This window comes from Pseudomonas sp. 1912-s (assembly GCF_029269205.1).
Taxonomy (GTDB): domain Bacteria; phylum Pseudomonadota; class Gammaproteobacteria; order Pseudomonadales; family Pseudomonadaceae; genus Aquipseudomonas.
Genome location: NZ_JARIXR010000005.1, coordinates 178,734 through 199,859 on the forward strand (window position 1 = coordinate 178,734; position 21,126 = coordinate 199,859).

Annotated in this window: 16 protein-coding genes; 13 read left to right on the forward strand and 3 right to left on the reverse strand. The window is 60.5% G+C overall.

Features of this window, described 5'->3' with window-relative positions; all coding sequences use genetic code 11:
* Positions 1 to 68 precede the first annotated feature (68 nt).
* A complete protein-coding gene (locus P3C29_RS08855) occupies positions 69 to 494 on the reverse strand; it encodes an Imm50 family immunity protein (RefSeq protein WP_201123490.1) in 426 nt (141 codons plus the stop codon).
* Entirely contained in the window at positions 491 to 5,155 is a 4,665-nt protein-coding gene (locus P3C29_RS08860) for an RHS repeat-associated core domain-containing protein (RefSeq protein ID WP_275964368.1), read from the reverse strand. The genes P3C29_RS08855 and P3C29_RS08860 overlap by 4 nt, the downstream gene beginning before the upstream one ends.
* A 338-nt stretch (positions 5,156 to 5,493) precedes the next feature.
* On the opposite strand from P3C29_RS08860, the gene P3C29_RS08865 reads away from it, so the two are divergent.
* The 7 genes from P3C29_RS08865 to P3C29_RS08895 all read left to right on the forward strand — a co-directional run bounded on the left by P3C29_RS08865 (position 5,494) and on the right by P3C29_RS08895 (position 12,966).
* A complete protein-coding gene (locus tag P3C29_RS08865; protein ID WP_275964329.1) occupies positions 5,494 to 6,924 on the forward strand; it encodes an amidase family protein in 1,431 nt (476 codons plus the stop codon).
* A gap of 212 nt (positions 6,925 to 7,136) precedes the next feature.
* Positions 7,137 to 7,895, forward strand: a complete 759-nt coding sequence (locus tag P3C29_RS08870; protein WP_010173104.1) for a DeoR/GlpR family DNA-binding transcription regulator — start codon at positions 7,137 to 7,139, stop codon at positions 7,893 to 7,895.
* Positions 7,873 to 9,153, forward strand: a complete 1,281-nt coding sequence (locus P3C29_RS08875) for a M20 family metallo-hydrolase (protein WP_275964330.1) — start codon at positions 7,873 to 7,875, stop codon at positions 9,151 to 9,153. The genes P3C29_RS08870 and P3C29_RS08875 overlap by 23 nt, the downstream gene beginning before the upstream one ends.
* Before the next feature lie 8 nt (positions 9,154 to 9,161).
* Positions 9,162 to 10,118: an aminoglycoside phosphotransferase family protein gene (locus tag P3C29_RS08880; protein WP_201123496.1), complete on the forward strand. Its 957-nt coding sequence runs from the start codon at positions 9,162 to 9,164 to the stop codon at positions 10,116 to 10,118.
* Positions 10,115 to 11,050: a choline kinase family protein gene (locus P3C29_RS08885; RefSeq protein WP_010173097.1), complete on the forward strand. Its 936-nt coding sequence runs from the start codon at positions 10,115 to 10,117 to the stop codon at positions 11,048 to 11,050. The genes P3C29_RS08880 and P3C29_RS08885 overlap by 4 nt, the downstream gene beginning before the upstream one ends.
* Positions 11,051 to 11,182: 132 nt before the next feature.
* Complete coding sequence (locus P3C29_RS08890; RefSeq protein ID WP_010173095.1) at positions 11,183 to 11,437, forward strand: hypothetical protein; 255 nt, start codon at positions 11,183 to 11,185, stop codon at positions 11,435 to 11,437.
* A complete protein-coding gene (locus P3C29_RS08895) occupies positions 11,434 to 12,966 on the forward strand; it encodes a sodium:solute symporter family protein (RefSeq protein ID WP_275964331.1) in 1,533 nt (510 codons plus the stop codon). The genes P3C29_RS08890 and P3C29_RS08895 overlap by 4 nt, the downstream gene beginning before the upstream one ends.
* Positions 12,967 to 13,088: 122 nt before the next feature.
* Here the strand turns inward: P3C29_RS08895 and P3C29_RS08900 are convergent, their stop codons facing one another.
* Positions 13,089 to 14,933, reverse strand: coding sequence for a sigma-54-dependent Fis family transcriptional regulator (locus P3C29_RS08900; RefSeq protein WP_275964332.1), 1,845 nt, complete (start codon positions 14,931 to 14,933; stop codon positions 13,089 to 13,091).
* A 236-nt stretch (positions 14,934 to 15,169) separates the two neighbouring features.
* On the opposite strand from P3C29_RS08900, the gene P3C29_RS08905 reads away from it, so the two are divergent.
* The 6 genes from P3C29_RS08905 to P3C29_RS08930 are packed head-to-tail and all read left to right on the forward strand — an operon-like array spanning position 15,170 to position 21,096.
* Positions 15,170 to 16,264 (forward strand): ABC transporter ATP-binding protein, encoded by a 1,095-nt coding sequence (locus P3C29_RS08905; protein ID WP_010173089.1) that lies wholly within the window; start codon positions 15,170 to 15,172, stop codon positions 16,262 to 16,264.
* Positions 16,264 to 17,361, forward strand: coding sequence for an ABC transporter ATP-binding protein (locus tag P3C29_RS08910; protein WP_169388111.1), 1,098 nt, complete (start codon positions 16,264 to 16,266; stop codon positions 17,359 to 17,361). Before P3C29_RS08905 ends, P3C29_RS08910 begins: the two co-directional genes overlap by 1 nt.
* Positions 17,358 to 18,224, forward strand: coding sequence for a sugar ABC transporter permease (locus P3C29_RS08915; RefSeq protein WP_010173085.1), 867 nt, complete (start codon positions 17,358 to 17,360; stop codon positions 18,222 to 18,224). Before P3C29_RS08910 ends, P3C29_RS08915 begins: the two co-directional genes overlap by 4 nt.
* Before the next feature lie 10 nt (positions 18,225 to 18,234).
* On the forward strand, positions 18,235 to 19,035 hold the full coding sequence (locus P3C29_RS08920) for a carbohydrate ABC transporter permease (protein WP_275964333.1): 801 nt from the start codon (positions 18,235 to 18,237) through the stop codon (positions 19,033 to 19,035).
* A gap of 10 nt (positions 19,036 to 19,045) precedes the next feature.
* Positions 19,046 to 19,318: a DUF2160 domain-containing protein gene (locus P3C29_RS08925; protein WP_010173082.1), complete on the forward strand. Its 273-nt coding sequence runs from the start codon at positions 19,046 to 19,048 to the stop codon at positions 19,316 to 19,318.
* Positions 19,319 to 19,353: 35 nt separating this feature from the next.
* Positions 19,354 to 21,096: an ABC transporter substrate-binding protein gene (locus tag P3C29_RS08930; RefSeq protein ID WP_003218534.1), complete on the forward strand. Its 1,743-nt coding sequence runs from the start codon at positions 19,354 to 19,356 to the stop codon at positions 21,094 to 21,096.
* The last annotated feature ends 30 nt before the right edge of the window (positions 21,097 to 21,126 follow it).

The window sequence follows — 21,126 nt, forward strand, 5'->3', positions numbered from 1 at the left end:
AGTTAAGGGGGGCGAGTATTTGTTCTCAGGAAATGTGGCCGATCTTTACGTAAATTGGATAATCCAAATTAGGTGTGCTTGGGATTAGCTAAAAATTTATCATCCTCAGGGCCGTTTATGTAAACCGAAGGACCATTCAGAGATATGAATTGTGCTTTGAATTCGATTGAGGATTTTTTTGCGGCGGCTTGGAATATAAGAATTCCGTTTTCTTCCGCGATAGTTGCGGAAAAAATTTCTTTGGTTGGGATGTTGGTGATTTTCAAATCGCTGATGTTCGAGCAGGTAAGCCCGAGTCTGCAAGTGTTGAACCCTTTGTTTTGCCATTTCTCTGGTAAGTTATCTGGGAATTCCGGTATGTCAAATCCCAGCCCTAGCGAGGGCTGGTCGTTCTCTATTTGTAATGAAAAAAGAGAAATTCGGCCAATTTCGATTGGGTGACTAAAAAGCTTACAGAAAAATATGCTTTCATCTAATTCATTCCAATATTTCATTTTTTCTCCTTGAAAAAGTAATGTTCCTTCGCGCCTGGTACGTTACCGTTCCTTGGTTTTTCTATGGGCCGTAAGTTGAAATGTGCGCCTTGGTCACCTGTTCCGCCTTTGCTGCCGAATCGGTGCCCGGCAGAATGGTCTTGAATCAGTACTTCAGAACCATCGCTCTTTGTATATTTATATACCCTGGTCTTTATCGGTTTGCCCGCGTCATTCAAAATACTTTCACCATTTTTGTCTGTCATTTTTACTATTTCATATTGTTTTACAGCTCCAGTCCTTGGGTCCACTACCATATCTGGGTCTTGGCGCATCGGTATCTTGGCAGCTCTTTTTGCTTGTCTGAAAGCTCCTTTGCGAGAGACCTCAGGAGCGTCGGGTTCAACCGGAACACCGCAGTTCGGGTTACTTCGTCCTCCGGGTGGGCAATTGGCGCTCAATCCTAACGGATCCACCCACCCCGTAGGGTTGGGCACGTACTGGTATCCGTTCAGCCCGCCCGCCAGTTTCACCGGATCTGGCGTTAGATAGCGGCCAACATCCGGATTGTAGTAGCGATGGCGGTTGTAGTGCAGCCCGCTTTCCGGGTCGAAGTATTGGCCCTGGAAGCGCAGTGGGTTGGTGACGGTATTGACGTCCAGTTTCGCGATTTGGCCGTAGGCGCGGTAGTGCGCGGACCAGACGGTTTCGCCGTCGGGTGCTGTGAGTTCTTGTGGGGTGCCGAGGTGGTCGAGTTGGTAGTGGAAGGGTTTTACGTCTTCCGGGCCGTAGCCTTTCAGCAGCGCTAACGGTCGGAAGCTGTTGGTTTCGTAGAGGTAGCTTTGGTGGTGATCGGCGCTGTGCTCGGCGACCAACATGTCGCCTTGCCAGAAAAACTCGGTGGTCTGGCTGTTGACGACTTTGGCGACGCGCCGCCCAAACGGATCGTAGCGATAGCTGGCCTGGCTGCCGTCGGGTTGGGTGACGCTGGTCAGGCGGTGTTGGCAGTCGTAGCGGTATTCGGTGACCAACTGCTGGGCACGGCCCCGGCGTTCGCGCAGGAGGTTGCCGAAGGCGTCATAGTCGTAATGGCGATCGCCTTGCATCAGCAGGCGGTTGCCTTTGATCACACTCGGCCCTACGCGGTCCTGCATCAGCAGGTTGCCGGCGGGGTCGTGGAAGAAGCGTTCCTGCAGGTCGTGCGAGTGGTTGGCGCGGGTCAGGCGGTCGAGTGGGTCGTAGTGGTAGTCGTGCTGGCCTTTGCGGGTATCGAGGATGCGGGTCAGGTTGCCGCGTTGGTCGTAGTCGTATTGGCGGCGTTGGTGGCGTTGTTCCTGTTGGGTGATGGCGTGGGCGTGCAGGCGGCCCTGGTCGTCGTAGTGGTAGTGGCTGAGGAGTTGTCCCTGCTGGCGCTGGTGCTCTCGGCCGGATTTGAACAGGTGTGAGGTGAGCGGGTTGCCATTCAGTTCGATGGTGGCGAGGTCGCCGCCTTTGTCGTGGTGGAAGGCCAGGCGGTTGTTGTCGGGCAGTCGCAGGTAGTTGAGTTGGCCGCATTCGTCGTAGCGGTAGCGCAAGGTGCCCCAGCCTTGATGTTCGGCGGTGAGGCGGTTTTGCAGGTCGTATTCGTAGTGGAGCGGCCAATTACCGTCGTCGACGCTGAGGAGATTGCCGAGGCGATCGTAGGTGTAATCGACAATGCTGCGGTCGGGCAGGGTTTTTCTTACCAGGCGACCGGCGCTGTCTCGCTGATAACCGGTAACCAGCTGACTGCCATCGTCGCCGTACTCGGTCTTTTCCAGCAGATGCCCGGCGAGGTCATAAACATAGGCGGTGCGGCGCCCATCAAAGCCGGTTTCCTGCTGGATAAATCCATTGGCGTGATAGTCGAGCCGATAGGTTTCCCCGACTTCGTTTTCAATCTCGGTCAGTAGCAACCGGACATTGTCGTAACGGTATTTGAGCTGTGTGCCGTCGGGATTAATCCGACGGCTGATCAGGTGCAGGCCGTCGGCATACTCGTAGCGAGTAACCCGCCCCAGTTCGTCGCGCTCGGCGGTGATTTTTCCGTACGGGTTGTAGCTGAATTCGCGAGAGGCACCGCCGGGCTGAGTCACCTTCAGCAAGCGTCCTACGGCGTCCCACTGATACTGGGTCAGCGCACCGTGCTCATCCTCGCAAACCACCTGTCGTCCGAGGTCGTCATAGCGATAGCGTCGCACGCCGCCATTCGCCAATTTCTCTTCGGTGAGCTGGCCACGCTCGTTCCAGATAAATCGCTGACTGCTGTTGTCCGGGTGCCAGACGCCGGAGAGTTTTCCGTGTTTGGTGTAGGTGTATTCGGTGTAGTTGCCGTCCGGATCAGTCTTGCGGGTGATATCGCCTTGATCGTTACGCTGGTATTTCCAGACCGCCTCACCACGGCGCACAACCCTTACGAAACCGTTGTCATGCTCGTAGGATGTGGGTGCATCGTCCCCGGGAAACAGCGCAATCAACCGACCGGCTTCGTCGTACTGATACGCCGTCACCGCCCCGAGTGGATCCTGCTCGACGGTCAGCCGACCTTTTTCATCGTAGGATTTGAAGTGCTCGGCGCCGTCCGGATCAATCCGTTGCACCAGTCGTGCGCGCTGGTCGTGGACGTAGACTTCGTGGCTGCCATCGGCGTTGTGCACGGTGACGCTGCCGTTGTCGTCCCAGGCGTACCGCGTGTCCATCTGGGAAAAACTGGCCCAGTGGCGGATACACCTTGCAGATTTACCGGACCGTTCCCACTCCCAGAAGAAACTCGCCCCACCGGCCAGTTGCCGCTCCAGGATCACCTGCTGATCGTCGTACCGATAACGCTCGCTTTCGCCGACAGCGTTGGTCGCCTCAACCAACCCCCACGCTTCGTCGTACCGGTAGGAAACAACGTTCTGCTCGGTAACCCAGTCCAGYTCCCGCTGCACCTGATAGTCGACGGCAACGATATGTCCACGGTCATACCGCAGCAGCAATCCTTGACCAACGCCGTTATCAATCCGCTGAATCCGCCCGGAGTAGYCTCGGGAAATACGCAGCCGGTTGTCATACGCGTCGCTGATCGACGTCAGCACACCGTCGCGGAAGTGATAGAAAAGGGAGGTTTGAGCCAGTACCCACTCATCAGGCAAAGCGCCCAGATAAATCGCCGCTTCCGCCAGGCTATTGGTGATGGCTGGCCGCGTAGCAGAGGGAAGGGGAAAGGTCGTACTGCGGTTTTCATGGTCGGTCCAGATCACCGACTCGCCGCTAACCACCAACCGCTGAGCCAGCGCATGACTCCAGCCAAGCCCCAACCCGCAATCCACTTCCACCGCACTGCTGCGATACAACCGCGTCCAGGCAAAGGGCAACACCCCATCCAACGAGCCGTCGGTGAGGGTCAGCAACTCCTCACCAGTAACCATCGACACCGGGCAGCCATTGGTTGCGGTCTTGTCTGCGGGAGCGGCCGCATCACCGCCGGGGTTCTTGGCAGAGGAGGGCACATCGTCGACAGGGTCTTGCCTGACCAACGCGGTCGTCGGCTGCCTCTTATCCCTGGCCAGCGGCATCGGATTTGGCACTTCATGCTGTCCGGCTTTCAACGGCACCGCCGCCGCCTTGGCCGTTACCGCCTGGCTCGCCAGCAACATCGGCTTGACCGCCTCGGCATGCCCATCCATCCGCAGGGTACCGCCCAACTTGGCCATCTGCTCCAGCCAGTCCCGCGCTCGGCCGGACCTGACCTTTCCCAGCACCTGCGCCCCCAAGCGCACCGCCACACCCATCCCGCCGGTGGCCCACAGCAACAACAGGTTGAGCAGCACCTCGAGCGTTATTTCTCCCAGCAGCTCGTTCATATCCGGCGGCGGAAGCAATTGCGCCCAACTGAACATCGCCGACAAATAGATGAACAACAGAGGTTCGTCACTCAGTATCAAAAGACCGTTGGCAATGGCCTCATTGCTAAGCTTCAACAGCTCTTCAAGTTCGCCTTGGGAGATGTAGTGCAGCAACTTTTCGCTATTGGGCTTGATGTCCGCCAGCAAGTCGTACAGGTTGGGAATTCCGTCCCAAAGGCTGTACAGCGTGTTCGCAATCCCTCGCACAAACGCTGCGTCCATCAACTTGCGACGGTCGAGGGGGCTGGCATTTGAATAATGGTTCCACTGCGCTTCGAACGTGTTCGTCCATTCGCTGCGCAAGCTGCTTTCCAGCGAGCTGATTACCGACTGATAGGAGGCGTAGAGCGCCTTGACGTGATCGTTGGAAACATTGGGATAAAAGCTGACCTGATACTGCTGGTCGCGGGTGCAGTCGGTGACTTCGAGAATGCCGCTGGGGCCGATGGTTTTATGGACAGGAGGACCGATCGGACTGCCGTCCTCGGCGATGGCCTGGAGCATGACCGGCGTGTTGCCGATCGGCACAAACCGCCTGCTCTCAAACAGATGCACCAAGGTGAGTGCGCCGTTCGATTTGCACATTGCAACCGTGGTACTTGGGGCTTTCGAGGAAACAGGTGCGATCAGCGCCACCTCATCCCCGACCTTGAACACTTGCTCGACTTCCAGTGCCGAAAAGCTCCAGAAGCTCTCAGCCCAATCGTCAAAGGTGTTAAGGCACTGCCTGAAGTTACGAAAGACCGCTTCGACGTCCTTCGTCTCCACATCCATGGGAGCCAGGGCCAATCTGCCAATGGCGGGATTCAAGAGGCAGCCCATTCGGGCATGGCATTAATCGGAAAAAGCATCGGCGTTCCCTCGCGCTGTGTGATCAGGCGAGGGACTTTGCAGCGGTTTGTGAGAGAAAGAAGTCAGAGCTATCCACTGCTACTGATAGGACGTTTCGCCAAATCCCCGGCTAAAGCGGCCCGTTTTCGTAAGCCAAATCTCCGACAAAAATAAAACCCACAAAACCCACATACACAACAAATCCAACTTGACAGCCGCCATTCCCTTGGCGTCTATTGACGTACCCGCTGGACCATTTCGCAGATGTCCCAGGATGCTCAATGAAGACTGATACCTCACTGACCGATATGCCCAGCGTCCTGCACGCAGCCGAAAGCATCCGCCAAGGCACACTCACCCCCGTGCAACTGGTGGAGCAAAGCCTCGAATCCATCAAAACCCACAATTCCACACTGAATGCGTTTGGCGACGTCTACACCGAGGCCGCGCTTGAGCAGGCGCATGCCATGACGGTGGCCGCCGAGGCCGGGCAGATAAAAGGCCCGCTCCACGGCATCCCCTTCGGCATCAAAGACCTGTTCTCCACCGCCAACCTGCGCACCACCCGCGGCTCGCTCACTGGGCTGGACAACGTCCCCACACAAGACGCGCCGATCATCCGCCGTCTCAAAGACGCCGGCGCGATCCTCCTCGGCAAGACCGCCACCACTGAATTCGGCTGGACCGGCGCCAGCACCTCCCGCGTCTTCGGCAATGGCCGCAACCCGTGGAACCCGCAACTCACCAGCGGCGGTTCCAGCTCCGGCTCGGCCATTGCGGTGGCGGCGCGGATGGTGCCGGCCACGCTGGGCTCCGACGGCGGCGGCTCGGTGCGTATCCCGGGCGCCTTCTGCGGTGCATTCGCCCTTAAAGGCTCCCTGGGGCGAATCCCCACCTGGCCGTGGTCCGCCACTGAGATGCTCAGCCACGCCGGCCCGATCACCCGCACCGTGCGCGACAGCGCGTTGTTGTTCGATATCCTCTCCGGCCCCGACCCGCTGGACCACCAGGCCTTGCCCGCGCCCACCGAATCCTACCTGGCGCGCTGCGACCGGCCGTTGGGCCCGTTGCGCGTGGCGTACTGCCCGACCTTGTTCGAAACGCCGGTGGACCCGGTCATCGCCGCCACCGTCGAAGCGGCGGTGCATTACCTCGCGGAAGAGCTGCCGGTCACCGTTACCACCCTGACCCTGGACTGGCAAGATCCGCTCTCCACCTTCGAAACCCTGTGGGTCGGCGGGCGCGGGATTGCCTACGGTAAATCCCTGGCCGATCGCCTCGACCAACTGGACCCCGGCTTCGCCGCGCTGATCAAGCGTTCCGCCGATTACGATCTGGCGGCTTACCTCAAGGCCGTGCAGCAACGTGCACTGTTCGCCAATCAGGTACACGCCTTGTTTAACGACTACGACGTGTTGCTGATGCCGACGATGCCGATCCTGCCGTTCGCCGCCGACCGCGTGGCCCCCGAGGGCTGGCCAGGCGAGGAGGGCGCAGTGCCATGGGCGCGCTGGACGCCGTTTACCTACCCGTTCAATATCACCGGCAACCCCGCGGCCAGCCTGCCCTGTGGCTTCAGCCCGAGCGGTTTGCCGATTGGCTTGCAGGTGATCGGCCCACGGTTTGCCGACGCCCAGGTGCTGCAGTTCTGCGCAGCCGTGGAAGCCATCGCCCCTTGGGATCAGCACCTTCCCCCGATGCTGATGCCCTGATTGATTGCACCCGGAGTGGGCTCGCCAGAAGTCCGCCCGTGATAAACGCTTTGTGTTGTCCTGCCCTTTCACACCCTGATGAGTGAGAGGTACCCGTGACCCTGTCCATGGCCGTATTACGCTCTATGCTCCCTGCTGGACTGGCTCGCGCCGCGTCTCGCCGTGGGCCGCGCAATACCGGCCGCCTGAACCTGCCCTGGAATACCTCTTTTATGCTGAATCAGCCACGTCTCGACGAAATCATGCTCCTGCTCACCCAACACCAGCGCGTCAAGGCCTCGGACCTGGCGCAGGCGTTGTTCGTCTCCGAAGAAACCATCCGCCGCGACTTCAAGTACCTGGAAGAAGCCGGCAAGCTGCGGCGCATCCACGGTGGCGCGATATTGCCTCGGCTCAACGAAGAACAGCCGCTGCAAGTGCGCAGCCGCATCAAGCCCCAGGCCAAGACACGCATTGCAGTGTGTGCGGCGAAGCTGGTGAGCGAAGGCATGGTGCTGTTTCTCGACACCGGTACCTCGACCCTGGCCCTGGCCCAGCAACTGATCGGGTTCAGCCAGTTGCGCATCATCACCAACTCCCTGGACATCGCCCGCCTGATCACCGAGCAAAGCGCCAATCAGGTGCTGGTGGTGCCCGGCGATGTACGCCGCAACGACAACGCGCTGATTGGCGCCCACACCCTGGAATTCGTCCGACAGTTCCATTACGACATTGCCTTCATGGGCATCGGCGCCGTCGACCTGGAACTGGGGTTCATGGACTACCAGGAGCCCGAGGCGCTGCTGCGCCGGGAACTGACCAAACACAGCCTGCGCAGCGTGATCCTGGCCGACGACGCCAAGTTCGGCCACCGCACGTTCATCAATACGCTGCCATTCAGCGCCATCACGACCCTGGTCACCAATCGTGCGCCGTCCGACGATTTTGCGACCCGCCTGGAGCAAGCCCATGTCGACATCCTTTACCCCTGAGTTGCTGGCGCCCAGTGACCAGGACCTTGAAACCTTCGAGGCGCTGTTCCGCGACTCTTCAGCCATCGGCGCGACCCGGGCCGGCGGGCTGCACCGCCTGGCAGCCTCGGCCGAGGATGGCGCCGTGCGCGACCTGTTCGCCGCCTGGCTGACCGAGCGCGGCTTTGAAGTGCGGGTGGATGCGGTGGGTAATCTGTTCGGGTTGATCACCTTTAACCCAGACGCCCCCTACGTGCTGTGCGGCTCGCACCTGGACAGCCAGCCCAGTGCCGGGCGTTTCGATGGTGTCTACGGCGTGCTGGCCGGCGCGGTCGCGGTGGCCAGCCTGGCCCGCCAACTGCGTGAACGTGGCGAAGTGCCGGCGTGCAATCTGGCGGTGGTGAACTGGACCAACGAGGAGGGCGCACGCTTCCAGCCCAGCCTGATCGGCAGCAGCGTATTCACCGGCGACCTTGCCCTGCAAGACGCCTGGGCGTGCCGCGATGGCGACGGCATCAGCCTCAAGCATGCGCTGCAACAGATTGGTTATCTGGGGGAGGGCCGGGTCGAACTGGACGTGGCCGGTTATGTGGAAATCCACGTTGAGCAAGGTGACGGCCTTGAGCGCGACGGCCTGGCCATCGGCGTCGTGCGTGACACTTGGGCCGCCCTCAAACAAAGGATTCGGTTCATCGGCGAACAGAACCACACTGGCCCCACGCCCATGGCCGCGCGCAAGGACGCCTTGCTGGCCGCCGCCCATGCGATCACCGCCGTGCGGGCTGAGGCCGACCTGCACGGCACGCAACTGCACAGCTCGGTGGGGCGCCTGGAGATCTACCCCAACTCTCCGAACGTGGTGCCCTCCAGCGTGACACTGCACGTCGAGTACCGTTCGCCAGACACCGAGTTGCTGGCCGCCGCCGGCGCGCGCCTGGACGCCACGCTCAAGGCCACCGCCGCTGCCACGGCGACGGACTACACCATCGAAAGCCGCGCCCTGCGTGAGCCGACTCACCTGCACCACGGCTTTTCCGAGTTGGCCTACAGCGTCGGCCAGCAACTGGGCTTGCCCATCGGCAACAGCGTCACCGTTTCAGGCCACGACGCCATCAGCCTGAGCCGGCATTACCCGGTGTGCCTGCTGTTTATTCCGAGCAGCAATGGCGTGTCCCATAACGAAGCGGAGTTCACCAGCGAGAAGGACATGCGCAACGGTTTGCACATGCTGACCGCGTTGCTGCACCGCGCCTGTTCCACCCCCAACGCCTACCGCTGAGGTCTGCCATGTCGAGTCGTTTGCAAGCTAAGTCGCGGCTGCTGGGCGCCCTTGAGGCCGCCGGCCTGTCCGCCCATGTGGTGGTCGAAGAGGGCACCGCCGGGATTGCCTCGCCGGTGCGGCTGGCCACCGAATGGACCGGTTATACCGTCACCGCGCCGTGGGGCCAGTGTTACGCCAAGGTCTTGCATGACGACATGCGCGCGCTGATCGACATCGAACGCACCGCCCGCGCCACCCAACTGGCGGCCGATTGCGACGTGACGCCGGGTGTGCGCCTGGTGGATGCAGCGGCGGGGGTGTTGCTGCTGGATGCGTTGCCCGCCAGTGAATGGCGCTGGGCCCGCCTCGACGAATTGATGCAGCCCCAGCGCTTGCAGGCGCTCTGGGCACTGAAGAAACAACTGCACGCCGGCACTTCCCCGGGTTTCACCCGCTCGCCGCTGCAAGACATCCAGCACGTGCGCGAGTTGTGCGTGCGCTACAGCGTGGCCTTGCCCCTCGACCACGCCTGGATCAGTACCTGCATTGACCTGGCCTGGACTTCCCTGCAACTGAACACCAGCGCGTCGGTGCCGCTGCACGGCGACGGCGTGGCCAGCAACGTGATGATTGGCCCGGAGGGCGCCTTGCAACTGATCGACTTCGACTACGGCGGCTGCGGTGACCCCTGGTACGACGTGGCCATCAGCCTTAACGAGTTGTATGTCTTCGAAAGCGACTGGCGTGAAGGCATCACTGCCTGGGCCGGCCAATGCCGCGAAAGCGACTACGCCCGCTGCCGTTTGTACGCCCTGATCAACGATTGGTACTGGACCCTTTGGGGCCTGTGGGTCGGCGCCACCTCGGCGCGGCCGCTGGAGTTCTCCAAAGTCGGGCAGTGGACGTTGCTGCGCTGCCGCCAGAGCCTGCAAGACCCACGGTTTGAAAGTTGGCTACGTCAGGTACAGGAGGGGCAGGCATGAAAGCGTTAGGTGAGGCGTGTACGCCACAAGAGTGTCAGCTGGAAGCGGCGGTTCGCGGGGTCGCCAGTTGGGGCGGCAGCGGAATTCGTTATGAGCCGGTCAGCGGCGGGATTTCCAACACAAACTGGCGGGTGGAAGTGGCCGGCATCGATACGGCTTATTTCTTCAAGGTGCCCGGTGTGGGCACCGAAATGTTTATCGACCGCCGCACCGCCCACGACGCCAGCCTCAAGGCGGCGCAAACCGGCTACGGCGCGCCGGTGTTTGCCTTCCTTGAGGAATTCGGCGTGGAAGTCTTCGAGTTCATGGAAGGTTGGCGCGCCTCGTCCAACCACGATTTTCTTGACCGCGACGTGCGCCACAACGCGTTGCACGCCCTCAAGGCCTTCAACGACCAGCCGCCGCTGGTGCAGACCAAAACCGTGTTCGACATGATCGCCGAGCACCAGCGCCAGGTGGAGCAACTCAACGGCTGCAAACCCGCCGACGACGCCTGGCTGCGCCGCCAATGCGATCGCGCGCGGGGTGTGCTGCAAGCTTCCGGTATCGACCTGGCGCCGTGCATGAACGACACCCTGGCGGGTAATTTCATGCTCAACGACCGTCGGCAGATTCGCCTGGTGGACTTCGAATACGCCTCCAACAACGACCGGCATTACGAGCTGGCGCTGTGGTTCGGCGAGATGTTTTTTACCGACGAGATGGAGCTGGCCCTGATCGAAGACTACTTCGGCCAAGTCACCCCGCAGAACCTGGCGCGCATCAAGTTGCACAAGGCCCTGGCGGACATCAAATGGTCGACCTGGGCGATGGTGCAGCACGCGGTGTCGCAGCTGGATTTCGACTTCTACAAATACGGCACGTGGAAGCACATGCGCGCCCGCAGCATCATCAACGATTCGCAATGGGAAACCTGGCTAAGACAGGCTTGAGCCTGCGCCATAACAATAACGACGACACCTCGAGTTCCGCCTTTGGCGCTGGTTTGCGCTGACGTTTCACTGCTTGATTTTTTGTTTGATCACATAACAAACCGATCCAGAAATTCAAGGAGCACCCGACTCATGAAATCCGATACCGCACCACCCGGACGCCTGAAGAGCCAACTCTTCGGCGTGTACTTCTTCCTGTTGCTGATGCTCGCTTTATTCCCGCCGTTCTATTTGAGCGTGAGCGGCAGTACCGCATTGGTACTGGGCATTCCGTTGCCGATCTTCTACTGGATCGCCATCGCGGTTCTCGCCGGCCTGGGCCTGTGGGCGCTGTATGTCGCCGAGCTGAAAGCCGGTGAAATTCCCGAAGAGGGGGATGCGCCATGATCAGCACCACCAGCGATGCCCACCTCTTTATCACCTTCGGCGTGATCGGCCTGTTCCTGGCCGGGATGATTGCCGTGCTGTACGCCACCAACCGCGAGAGCACGAGCTTTTCCGATTACGCCGTAGGCGGGCGTTCCTACGGGCCGTGGTACATCGCCATGTGTTACACCAACTCGTGGTGGCCGGGCTCGACCTTTACCGCGTTTTTTGCCCTGACCATTGGCGGCGCCCTGGGCTTCTACGGCATGGTCTACGCCACCCTGGGCGTGACCGCGATGTACCTGATGGCGCGCCGCGCCTGGACCTGGGGCCAGCGCTTCAACCTGCGCACCCAGCCAGACTTGCTCGGCATGCGCTTCAACAGCCCGGTGGTCAAGCGGGTGGCCTCGATCATCGGCATCATCTCGGTATTCCCGTGGGTGGTGATGGGCATCCAGGCCTTGGCGATGCTGTTCCAGTTCGCCAGTTTTGGCCGCTGGGGCGTCACCACCTGCCTGATTGCCGGCGTGGTAGTGGTGCTGGTGCGCCAGTACTGGACCGTGAGCATGGGCATGCGCGGGCTGATCATGACTGACATGTTCCAGGGCCTGATTGCCTACGTGTTGTGTGCGGCGCTGTGTGTGTTCCTGTTGTTTGGCGACCAGGCGTCGTTCTCCAACCTGTCGCATTTGCCGGCCAAGATGCTGCTGATCCCTGGCGCCAGCGGCACCGGTTATGGCCCGCTGTACATGTTCAGCCTGATTTTTACCGGGGTGATCGGCTCGATGTGCTGGCCCATGAGTTTTCAGCGCATCTACACCGCCAGCGGCGTCAAGGCGGTGAAGAAAGGCACGCTGTACACGATCCTGTTGGTGGGTGGTTTCTACGGCATCCTGATGCTGTTTGCCGCCGCTATCAGCCAGGACCCGAACGTCATCGCGCACCCGCAACAAGGCTGGTTCCTGTCGCTGTTCGACATCGGCGGGCCTTGGATGCTGGCGCTGGCGATCGTCATCGTGCTGGCGGCGAGCATCGGCCACGTGGACGGTTGCGTGCAGGTCTGCGGTACGCAGTTCGCCAATGACCTGGCCACCTGGAGCACCCCGCGTACCGATCGCCAACTGACGCTGCTGGCCAAGTCCGGGATGGTGGTGTTTATCGTCGCCGCCTCGGTGCTGGCGTACCTGACCTTCGATTACGCGCGGCTGCAATTGCTGGCGCAGATTTCCTACCAGGGGATTATCCAGTTGGCGGTGCCGCTGTTTTTCGGAATCTTCAGCCGTCGCGGCAACAAGGAAGGCGCGATTGCCGGGATGCTGGCCGGGATTGTGGTGGCGATTGTGCTGACGACGATGTATCCGGATGACATCCCCGGGCTGGGGTCGTTGACCAGCGGGATCGTCGGGTTGGTGGTCAATGCGGGGATTTTTGTGGTGTGTGCGTGGGCGATCAAGCCGAGTGCGGAAGAAAGTGCCCGGGTTGAGCAGCTGTTCGAGATGGCAGCACCGGGTCGCAAAGTGCCAATGGGGGCGACGCCGGTTCTGAACTGAGCCCAAATTTCAAACCCGACGTAGTTCAAGTGTGGGAGCTGGCTTGCCTGCGATAGCGGTGTATCAGTGACAGAGATGTTGACTGACACTCCGCCATCGCAGGCAAGCCAGCTCCCACAGGTTTAACCGTGTCCCTGACCAGAATCCCCGTTTTGCTTAAGGCGCTTGTACAGGGTATTGCGGCTAACCCCCAGTTCCCGCGCCAGGTGCGAGATATTGCCGCCCGCGGCTTTCAGCCGTTGGGCCAGGTCCATGCTGTCATCCAACCGTTCACTGCTTGGCTCCGGCACCATCCCATTCAAATCCACAAAAAAATCATCCGGCAAATGCTCCGCCCGGATTGGCTGCTCTTCCGCCATTGCCAGCGCCACCTGCAACACGCTGCTCACCTGGCGCAAATTCCCCGGCCATGGGTGCTGCTCAAACAGCGCCAGCACCTCGTTACTCAACCCGGCCCACTGCGTCGGTTCCCGATGCTGTTGCCACAGTTGCTTGAACAGCGCCTGTTTATCGGTGCGCTCCCGTAGCGGCGGCAGCTCCAGGGTCAGGCCACCGATGCGGTAATACAGGTCTTCGCGAAAACGTCCGAGCTGCACCTGTTCCCGCAGCGAGCGGTTGGTGGCGGAGATGATCCGCAAATCCACCGGGAACAACTCGCTGCTGCCCACCGGCTGCACACAGCGTTCCTGCAACACCCGCAGCAGCCGGGCCTGGGTCGGCAGCGGCATGTCGCCGATCTCGTCGAGGAACAAGGTGCCTTTGTCTGCCTTGCGGATCAGCCCGATGCTGCCTTTCTGGTTGGCGCCGGTAAACGCGCCTTTTTCGTAGCCGAACAGTTCCGATTCCACCAGTTCGGCGGGGATCGCCGCGCAGTTGACTGCGATAAACGCCTGTTGGCTGCGGGAGCTGGCCTGGTGCAGGGCTTTGACGAAGACTTCCTTGCCCACACCGGTTTCACCATGGATCAGCAATGGGATGTCCTTTTCCAGCAAGCGCTCGGCCTGGCGTACTGCCTTTTCCACCCGGGCGTCGCCAAAGTGCAGGGTCTTGAGGTTGATGGCCGTGGGCGCAGGCTCGCTGGGTTTCTTTGTCTCGACAAACACGCGAGCCTGCACAGGCGCCTGCTTCGGGCGTTTCAACAGGCATTGGAAACGGTTGCGCCCGGCGGCTTGCAGCGAGAAGGGCAGGCCTTCGGGCTGGTTGAGCAATTCCAGCAGCGAGACCTTGAACAGGCTGTCGATCAGCACCCGCGACAGGCTGATGCCCAGCAGGTTGTCTGCCCGGCGGTTGGCCGACAGCACCTGGCCACTTTCATCAAAAATCAGTAACCCGGCCCACTGGCTATCAAGGTTGTTCAACCCGGTGTTGAACGTCAGCTGGAAATGTTCGCCGCGAAACAGGTTGAGGATCAGCCGGTTCTCTACCGTCTGGCTCATCATCTTGACCATGCCGAGGGTGTGGGAGGGCGGCAGGTAGCTGTCGCTGGACACATCCAGCACCGCGATGATTTCCCGCTGGGCATCGAAGATCGGCGCCGCCGAGCCGGTCATGAAACGGTTGGCCTTGAGGAAGTGCTCGTCGTGCTCGATGTGCACCGCCTGGGCACAGGCCAGGGCTGTGCCGATGGCGTTGGTGCCGCTTGCGCGCTCCATCCAGCTGGCGCCGGCGCTGAAGCCACGGGCCAATGTCGGTTCGATAAAACGCTGGGTGCCCCAGGAGGTCAGCACCTGGCCCTGGTTGTCGGCGAGCATGATCAGGCAGTTGGAATTGCTCAGGATGTTTTCGTAGTAGGGCAGCACTTCCTGGTGGGTGGTTTGCACGAGGGAATGCTGGCTCTCCAGCAATTGGCGCACGCCGTCTGCAGGCAGTTGATCGAAACTCGGCGTGCTCTGGTGATCCAGGCCATAGGCACGGCAGCGGCGCCAGGAGTCCTGGATGATGGCATCGTGCGCCAGCGGTGTGCTCATGGCGGTGACCCTTGTTTTATTGTTGTTCTGGGTTCGAAAGGCTCATTCAGTGTTGTTCAGAACTGTTCATTGTCAACCCGCCAGGTGTTCAGTTGTTCAGGCCGGTCTGTTCATTTCTGTTCAGAGGTGAACGGCCGTTTTGCCTAACCCGTTGACCGGCCTGGATTTTGGGTTTTTGGCACGGAACTCGCTCTGTGTGCTTGCCAGAACCATTCCAATAATAAAAAGGTCGTGTCATGTCATTGACCCTGGAGCACGTCACTCGCGTTGTTGAAGGCCAGACCTGGATCGACGACGCCAACCTGCGTTTCGAAGCCGGTTCCTTCAATGTGTTGCTGGGCCGCACGCTGTCCGGCAAGACCAGCCTGATGCGCCTGATGGCCGGCCTGGACAAGCCCGACAGCGGGCGCATCCTGATGAACGGCGTCGACGTCACCCACAAGCCGGTGCGTTTGCGCAACGTGTCGATGGTCTATCAGCAGTTCATCAATTACCCGACCATGACCGTGTTCGAGAACATCGCCTCGCCGCTGCGCCAGGCCGGTGTGTCGGCCGAGCAGATCCAGAGCAAGGTCCTCGAAACCGCGAAAATGCTGCGCATCGAGAAATTCCTCCAGCGTCACCCGCTGGAGCTTTCCGGCGGCCAGCAGCAGCGCACCGCCATGGCCCGGGCGCTGGTCAAGGACGCCGAGCTGATCCTGTTCGACGAGCCCCTGGTGAACCTGGACTACAAGCTGCGCGAAGAACTGCGTCAGGAAATGCGCGAGCTGTTCAAGGCCCGCCACACCATCGCCATCTACGCCACCACCGAACCCAACGAAGCCCTGGCCCTGGGCGGCACCACTACCATTCTCCATGAGGGCCGGGTGATCCAGAGCGGCAAGGCCGCCGAGGTCTATCACCAGCCGCAAACCGTGCTGGCGGCCGAGCTGTTTTCCGAGCCGCCGATCAACCTGATGCCCGGACGCATCAGCGGCAATGAAGTGAGCTTTGCCAACTTTGTGCACTTCCCGCTGAACGTCGACCTGCGGCCCATCGGCGAAGGCGAGTTCCGCTTTGGCGTGCGGCCCAGCCATATCAGCCTGGTGCCCAGCAACGATGACGACCTGGAGCTGGCGGTGACCGTGGAAGTCGCCGAAATCAGCGGCTCGGAAACCTTCCTGCACGTGCGCAGCGAGCACTTCCTGCTGGTGTTGCATTTGCCCGGCGTGCATGAGTACGACGTCGACGCGCCGATCCGCATCTATATCCCTACCCACAAATTGTTTGTGTTCGATGGCCAGGGACGTCTGGTCCAGGCCCCGGGCCGACGTGTCGCGAGGGTTGCCTGATGGCCGAGATCCATTTGCAGAACCTGGCCCACAGCTACAGCGCAAAGCCCGCCGGCCCCGAGGACTACGCGATTCGCGAAATGAACCACGTCTGGGAGCAGGGCGGCGCCTACGCGTTGCTTGGCCCCTCGGGCTGCGGCAAGTCGACGTTGCTGAATATCATCTCCGGCCTGCTCAGCCCTTCCGAAGGCCAGGTGTTGTTCGACACCAAGGTGGTCAACGAGCTGACCCCGGAAAAACGCAACATCGCCCAGGTGTTCCAGTTCCCGGTGGTGTACGACACCATGACGGTGTTCGATAACCTGGCGTTTCCACTGCGAAACCAGGGCATGGCCGAGGCGAAGATTCACAGCAAGGTGCAGGAAATTGCCGAGGTGCTCGACCTGCAAAACCTGCTGGACAAAAAAGCCCGCAACCTCACCGCCGACGAAAAACAGAAAGTCTCCATGGGCCGCGGGCTGGTGCGTGACGACGTGTCGGCGATCCTGTTCGACGAACCGTTGACGGTGATCGACCCGCACCTGAAGTGGAAGCTGCGGCGCAAGCTCAAGCAGATCCACGAGCAGTTCAACATCACCATGGTCTACGTCACCCACGATCAACTGGAGGCCTCGACCTTCGCCGACAAGATCGCGGTGATGTACGGCGGGCAGATCGTGCAGTTCGGCACGCCACGGGAATTGTTCGAGCGGCCTAGCCATACCTTTGTCGGCTATTTCATCGGCAGCCCGGGGATGAATCTGATTGAAGTGCAGGCCGAGGCGGGCGGTGTGCGTTTTGCCGGCACGCATCTGGCGTTGCCCGAGGCGTTGCAGCAGCGCATTGGCGAAACGCCCTACAAGAAACTGCAGGTGGGTATCCGCCCGGAATTTATCCATGTGTGGGATGAGCACAATCCTGACGCGCTACAGGCCCAAGTCACTCATGTGGAAGACCTCGGCACCTACAAGATCATGACCCTCAACCTCGACGGCGCCCTGTTGAAGGTGCGCCTGGCCGAAGACAAACCGGTGCCCGAGGGTCACGCGTCCATCAGCTTTCCGGGCCAATGGCTGATGGTGTATGCCGACGACTACCTGCTGGAGGCGCAGCCATGAACAAGGTGCAGAACAACAAGGCATGGTGGCTGGTGTTGCCGGTGTTCCTGCTGGTGGCCTTCAGTGCGGTGATCCCGATGATGACCGTGGTCAACTATTCGGTGCAGGACATCTTCGATCAGTCCAGCCGCTATTTTGTCGGCGCCGATTGGTACAAGCAGGTGCTGCTGGACCCGCGCCTGCACGACTCGCTGTTGCGTCAGTTCATCTATTCGGCGTGCGTGCTGCTGATCGAAATTCCCCTGGGTATCGCCATCGCCCTGACGATGCCCACCAAGGGCCGCTGGTCCTCGTTGGTGTTGATCGTGATGGCGATTCCGCTGCTGATTCCGTGGAACGTGGTGGGCACCATCTGGCAGATTTTTGGCCGCGCCGACATCGGCCTGCTGGGTTCAACGCTCAACGCGATGGGTATCAGCTACAACTATGCGGCCAACACCATGGACGCCTGGGTCACCGTGCTGGTGATGGACGTATGGCACTGGACGTCCCTGGTGGCACTCCTGTGTTTCTCGGGGCTGCGGGCGATCCCGGATGTGTACTACCAGGCGGCGCGGATTGATCGCGCTTCCAGTTGGGCGGTATTCCGACATATCCAGCTGCCGAAGCTGAAAAGCGTGCTGTTGATCGCGGTGATGCTGCGGTTCATGGACAGTTTCATGATCTACACCGAGCCGTTTGTACTGACGGGGGGCGGGCCGGGAAATGCCACCACCTTCCTCAGTCAGACCCTTACTCAAATGGCCGTAGGCCAATTCGACCTGGGCCCGGCGGCGGCATTTTCCCTGGTGTACTTCCTGATCATCCTGTTGGTGTCCTGGCTGTTCTACACCGCCATGACCCACTCCGACGCCAACCGCTGAGGCCGCCAACATGAGCAAGCGCAAGGTTATCCCGCTGCTGGTCTACATCCTGTTCCTGCTGGTGCCGATCTACTGGCTGCTGAACATGTCGTTCAAGAGCAACACCGAAATCCTCGGTGGCCTGACCCTGTTTCCCCAGGACTTTACCTTCGCCAACTACAAGGTGATTTTCACCGACCCGAGCTGGTACACCGGCTACCTCAACTCGCTGTACTACGTCAGCCTCAATACGGTGATTTCCCTGAGTGTGGCGCTGCCTGCGGCCTACGCGTTCTCGCGCTACCGCTTCCTCGGCGACAAGCACCTGTTCTTCTGGCTGCTGACCAACCGCATGGCGCCGCCAGCGGTGTTTTTACTGCCGTTTTTCCAGCTGTATTCGTCCATTGGCCTGTTCGATACGCATATCGCGGTGGCCCTGGCCCACTGCCTGTTCAACGTGCCGTTGGCGGTGTGGATTCTCGAAGGCTTCATGTCGGGTGTGCCCAAGGAAATCGACGAAACCGCCTACATCGACGGGTACAGCTTCCCCAAGTTTTTCGTGAAGATTTTCATCCCGCTGATTGGCTCGGGGATCGGCGTCACGGCGTTTTTCTGCTTCATGTTTTCCTGGGTCGAACTCCTGCTGGCACGCACGTTGACGTCGGTGAACGCCAAGCCCATCGCTGCAGTGATGACTCGCACGGTGTCGGCGTCCGGCATCGACTGGGGCGTGCTGGCGGCGGCGGGGGTGTTGACCATCCTGCCGGGCATGCTGGTGATCTGGTTTGTTCGCAACCACGTGGTCAAGGGCTTTGCCCTGGGCCGGGTCTGAGGAGTCGATGATGGAATGGATGGCCTGGACCACCCCGACTGCACTGTTCTTCGCCGCGATCGGCCTGCTGCTGGTGGGCATGACGACCTGGGAATTGCGCTCGCCGAGTATCCCCCGGCGCGGCTTGTTACCGATCAGCACCACCCGTGGTGATCGCTTGTTTATCGGTCTTCTCGGCAGCGCCTACCTGCATTTGTTGGTGATCGGCGTAACCGGCTGGAGCATCTGGGTGGCGTCCGCGCTGTCTCTGGTGTGGCTGTTGTCTGTGATGCGCTGGGGCTAGTTGCCCCTTTTGAACCCCAAAACCAGGAGGTCTCTATGTTCGATAAAAACAATAAGCTGCGACATAGCATTTCATTGGCGGCCGTGCTGGCGCTCAGCGGGCTCAGTGCTGCGGCCTGGGCGGATGCCTATGAAGACGCTGCAAAAAAATGGATCGGCAGTGAGTTCAAACCGTCGACCCTTACCGAAGCCCAACAGCTCGAAGAACTGAAGTGGTTTATCAAGGCCGCGGAGCCGTTTCGCGGGATGAAGATCAACGTGGTGTCGGAAACCCTCACCACCCACGAGTATGAGTCCAAGGTGCTGGCCAAGGCCTTCAGCGAAATCACCGGGATCAAGCTGACCCACGACCTGCTGCAGGAAGGCGACGTGGTGGAAAAGCTGCAAACCCAGATGCAGTCCGACAAGAATATCTATGACGGCTGGGTCAACGATTCCGACTTGATCGGTACGCACTTTCGCTATGGCAAGACCGAATCCATCACCGACCTGATGGCCAACGAAGGCAAGAACTTCACGTCGCCCACCCTGGACATCAAGGACTTCATCGGGATCTCGTTCACCACCGCACCGGACGGCAAGATCTACCAGTTGCCCGACCAGCAGTTTGCCAACCTGTACTGGTTCCGCGCCGACTGGTTCGAACGGGCGGACCTGAAAGCCAAGTTCAAAGAGAAGTACGGTTATGAACTGGGCGTGCCGGTGAACTGGTCAGCCTATGAAGACATCGCCAAATTCTTCAGCGAAGACGTCAAGGAAATCGACGGCAAACGCGTCTACGGGCACATGGACTACGGCAAGAAAGACCCCTCCCTGGGCTGGCGTTTCACCGATGCCTGGTTCTCCATGGCCGGTGGCGGCGACAAGGGCCTGCCCAACGGCTTGCCGGTGGACGAGTGGGGCATTCGCGTGGAGGACTGCCACCCGGTGGGCTCCAGTGTGACCCGTGGTGGCGACACCAACGGCCCGGCGGCGGTGTATGCCACGCAGAAGTACGTGGACTGGATGAAAGCCTACGCGCCACCGGAAGCGGCGGGCATGACCTTCTCCGAATCCGGCCCGGTGCCGTCCCAGGGCAACATCGCCCAGCAGATCTTCTGGTACACCGCGTTTACCGCCGACATGACCAAGCCGGGCCTGCCGGTGGTGAACGCCGACGGCACGCCAAAGTGGCGCATGGCCCCATCGCCGGTCGGGCCGTATTGGGAAAAGGGCATGAAGAAGGGCTATCAGGACGTGGGTTCCTGGACCTTCCTCAAGTCGACGCCCGAGAAGCAGAAACTGGCGGCCTGGCTGTACGCGCAGTTCGTGACCTCGAAAACCGTGTCGCTGAAGAAAACCATCGTGGGCCTGACGCCGATTCGTGAATCCGACATCAACTCCCAGGCCATGACCGACCTGGCGCCGAAACTTGGTGGCCTGGTGGAGTTCTACCGCAGCCCGGCCCGGGTGGAATGGACCCCGACCGGCACCAACGTGCCGGACTATCCACGGTTGGCGCAGTTGTGGTGGAGCCATATTTCGGAAGCGGCCAGCGGCGAGAAAACCCCGCAACAGGCGCTGGATGGGTTGGCCAAGGACCAGGATGCGATCATGACGCGCCTGGAACGCTCCAAGGTGCAGCCGATTTGCGGGCCGAAGATGAACGAGGAAAGGGACGCGCAGTACTGGTTTGACCAGCCGGGTGCGCCGAAGCCGAAGCTGGCGAATGAGAAGCCGCAGGGTGAGACGGTCAGCTATAACGAGCTGCTGAAGTCGTGGGAGGCGGCGCGCAAGTAATCCAGACGCAGCAGATCAAAATGTGGGAGC

Coding starts and splice junctions, on each gene's coding strand:
- P3C29_RS08900 (WP_275964332.1), bottom strand. CDS start 14,933: ATGAGCACACCGCTGGCGCACGATGCCATCATCCAGGACTCCTGGCGC.
- P3C29_RS08890 (WP_010173095.1), top strand. CDS start 11,183: ATGAAATCCGATACCGCACCACCCGGACGCCTGAAGAGCCAACTCTTC.
- P3C29_RS08915 (WP_010173085.1), top strand. CDS start 17,358: ATGAACAAGGTGCAGAACAACAAGGCATGGTGGCTGGTGTTGCCGGTG.
- P3C29_RS08905 (WP_010173089.1), top strand. CDS start 15,170: ATGTCATTGACCCTGGAGCACGTCACTCGCGTTGTTGAAGGCCAGACC.
- P3C29_RS08895 (WP_275964331.1), top strand. CDS start 11,434: ATGATCAGCACCACCAGCGATGCCCACCTCTTTATCACCTTCGGCGTG.
- P3C29_RS08870 (WP_010173104.1), top strand. CDS start 7,137: ATGCTGAATCAGCCACGTCTCGACGAAATCATGCTCCTGCTCACCCAA.
- P3C29_RS08910 (WP_169388111.1), top strand. CDS start 16,264: ATGGCCGAGATCCATTTGCAGAACCTGGCCCACAGCTACAGCGCAAAG.
- P3C29_RS08885 (WP_010173097.1), top strand. CDS start 10,115: ATGAAAGCGTTAGGTGAGGCGTGTACGCCACAAGAGTGTCAGCTGGAA.
- P3C29_RS08880 (WP_201123496.1), top strand. CDS start 9,162: ATGTCGAGTCGTTTGCAAGCTAAGTCGCGGCTGCTGGGCGCCCTTGAG.
- P3C29_RS08875 (WP_275964330.1), top strand. CDS start 7,873: ATGTCGACATCCTTTACCCCTGAGTTGCTGGCGCCCAGTGACCAGGAC.
- P3C29_RS08865 (WP_275964329.1), top strand. CDS start 5,494: ATGAAGACTGATACCTCACTGACCGATATGCCCAGCGTCCTGCACGCA.
- P3C29_RS08920 (WP_275964333.1), top strand. CDS start 18,235: ATGAGCAAGCGCAAGGTTATCCCGCTGCTGGTCTACATCCTGTTCCTG.
- P3C29_RS08855 (WP_201123490.1), bottom strand. CDS start 494: ATGAAATATTGGAATGAATTAGATGAAAGCATATTTTTCTGTAAGCTT.
- P3C29_RS08925 (WP_010173082.1), top strand. CDS start 19,046: ATGGAATGGATGGCCTGGACCACCCCGACTGCACTGTTCTTCGCCGCG.
- P3C29_RS08930 (WP_003218534.1), top strand. CDS start 19,354: ATGTTCGATAAAAACAATAAGCTGCGACATAGCATTTCATTGGCGGCC.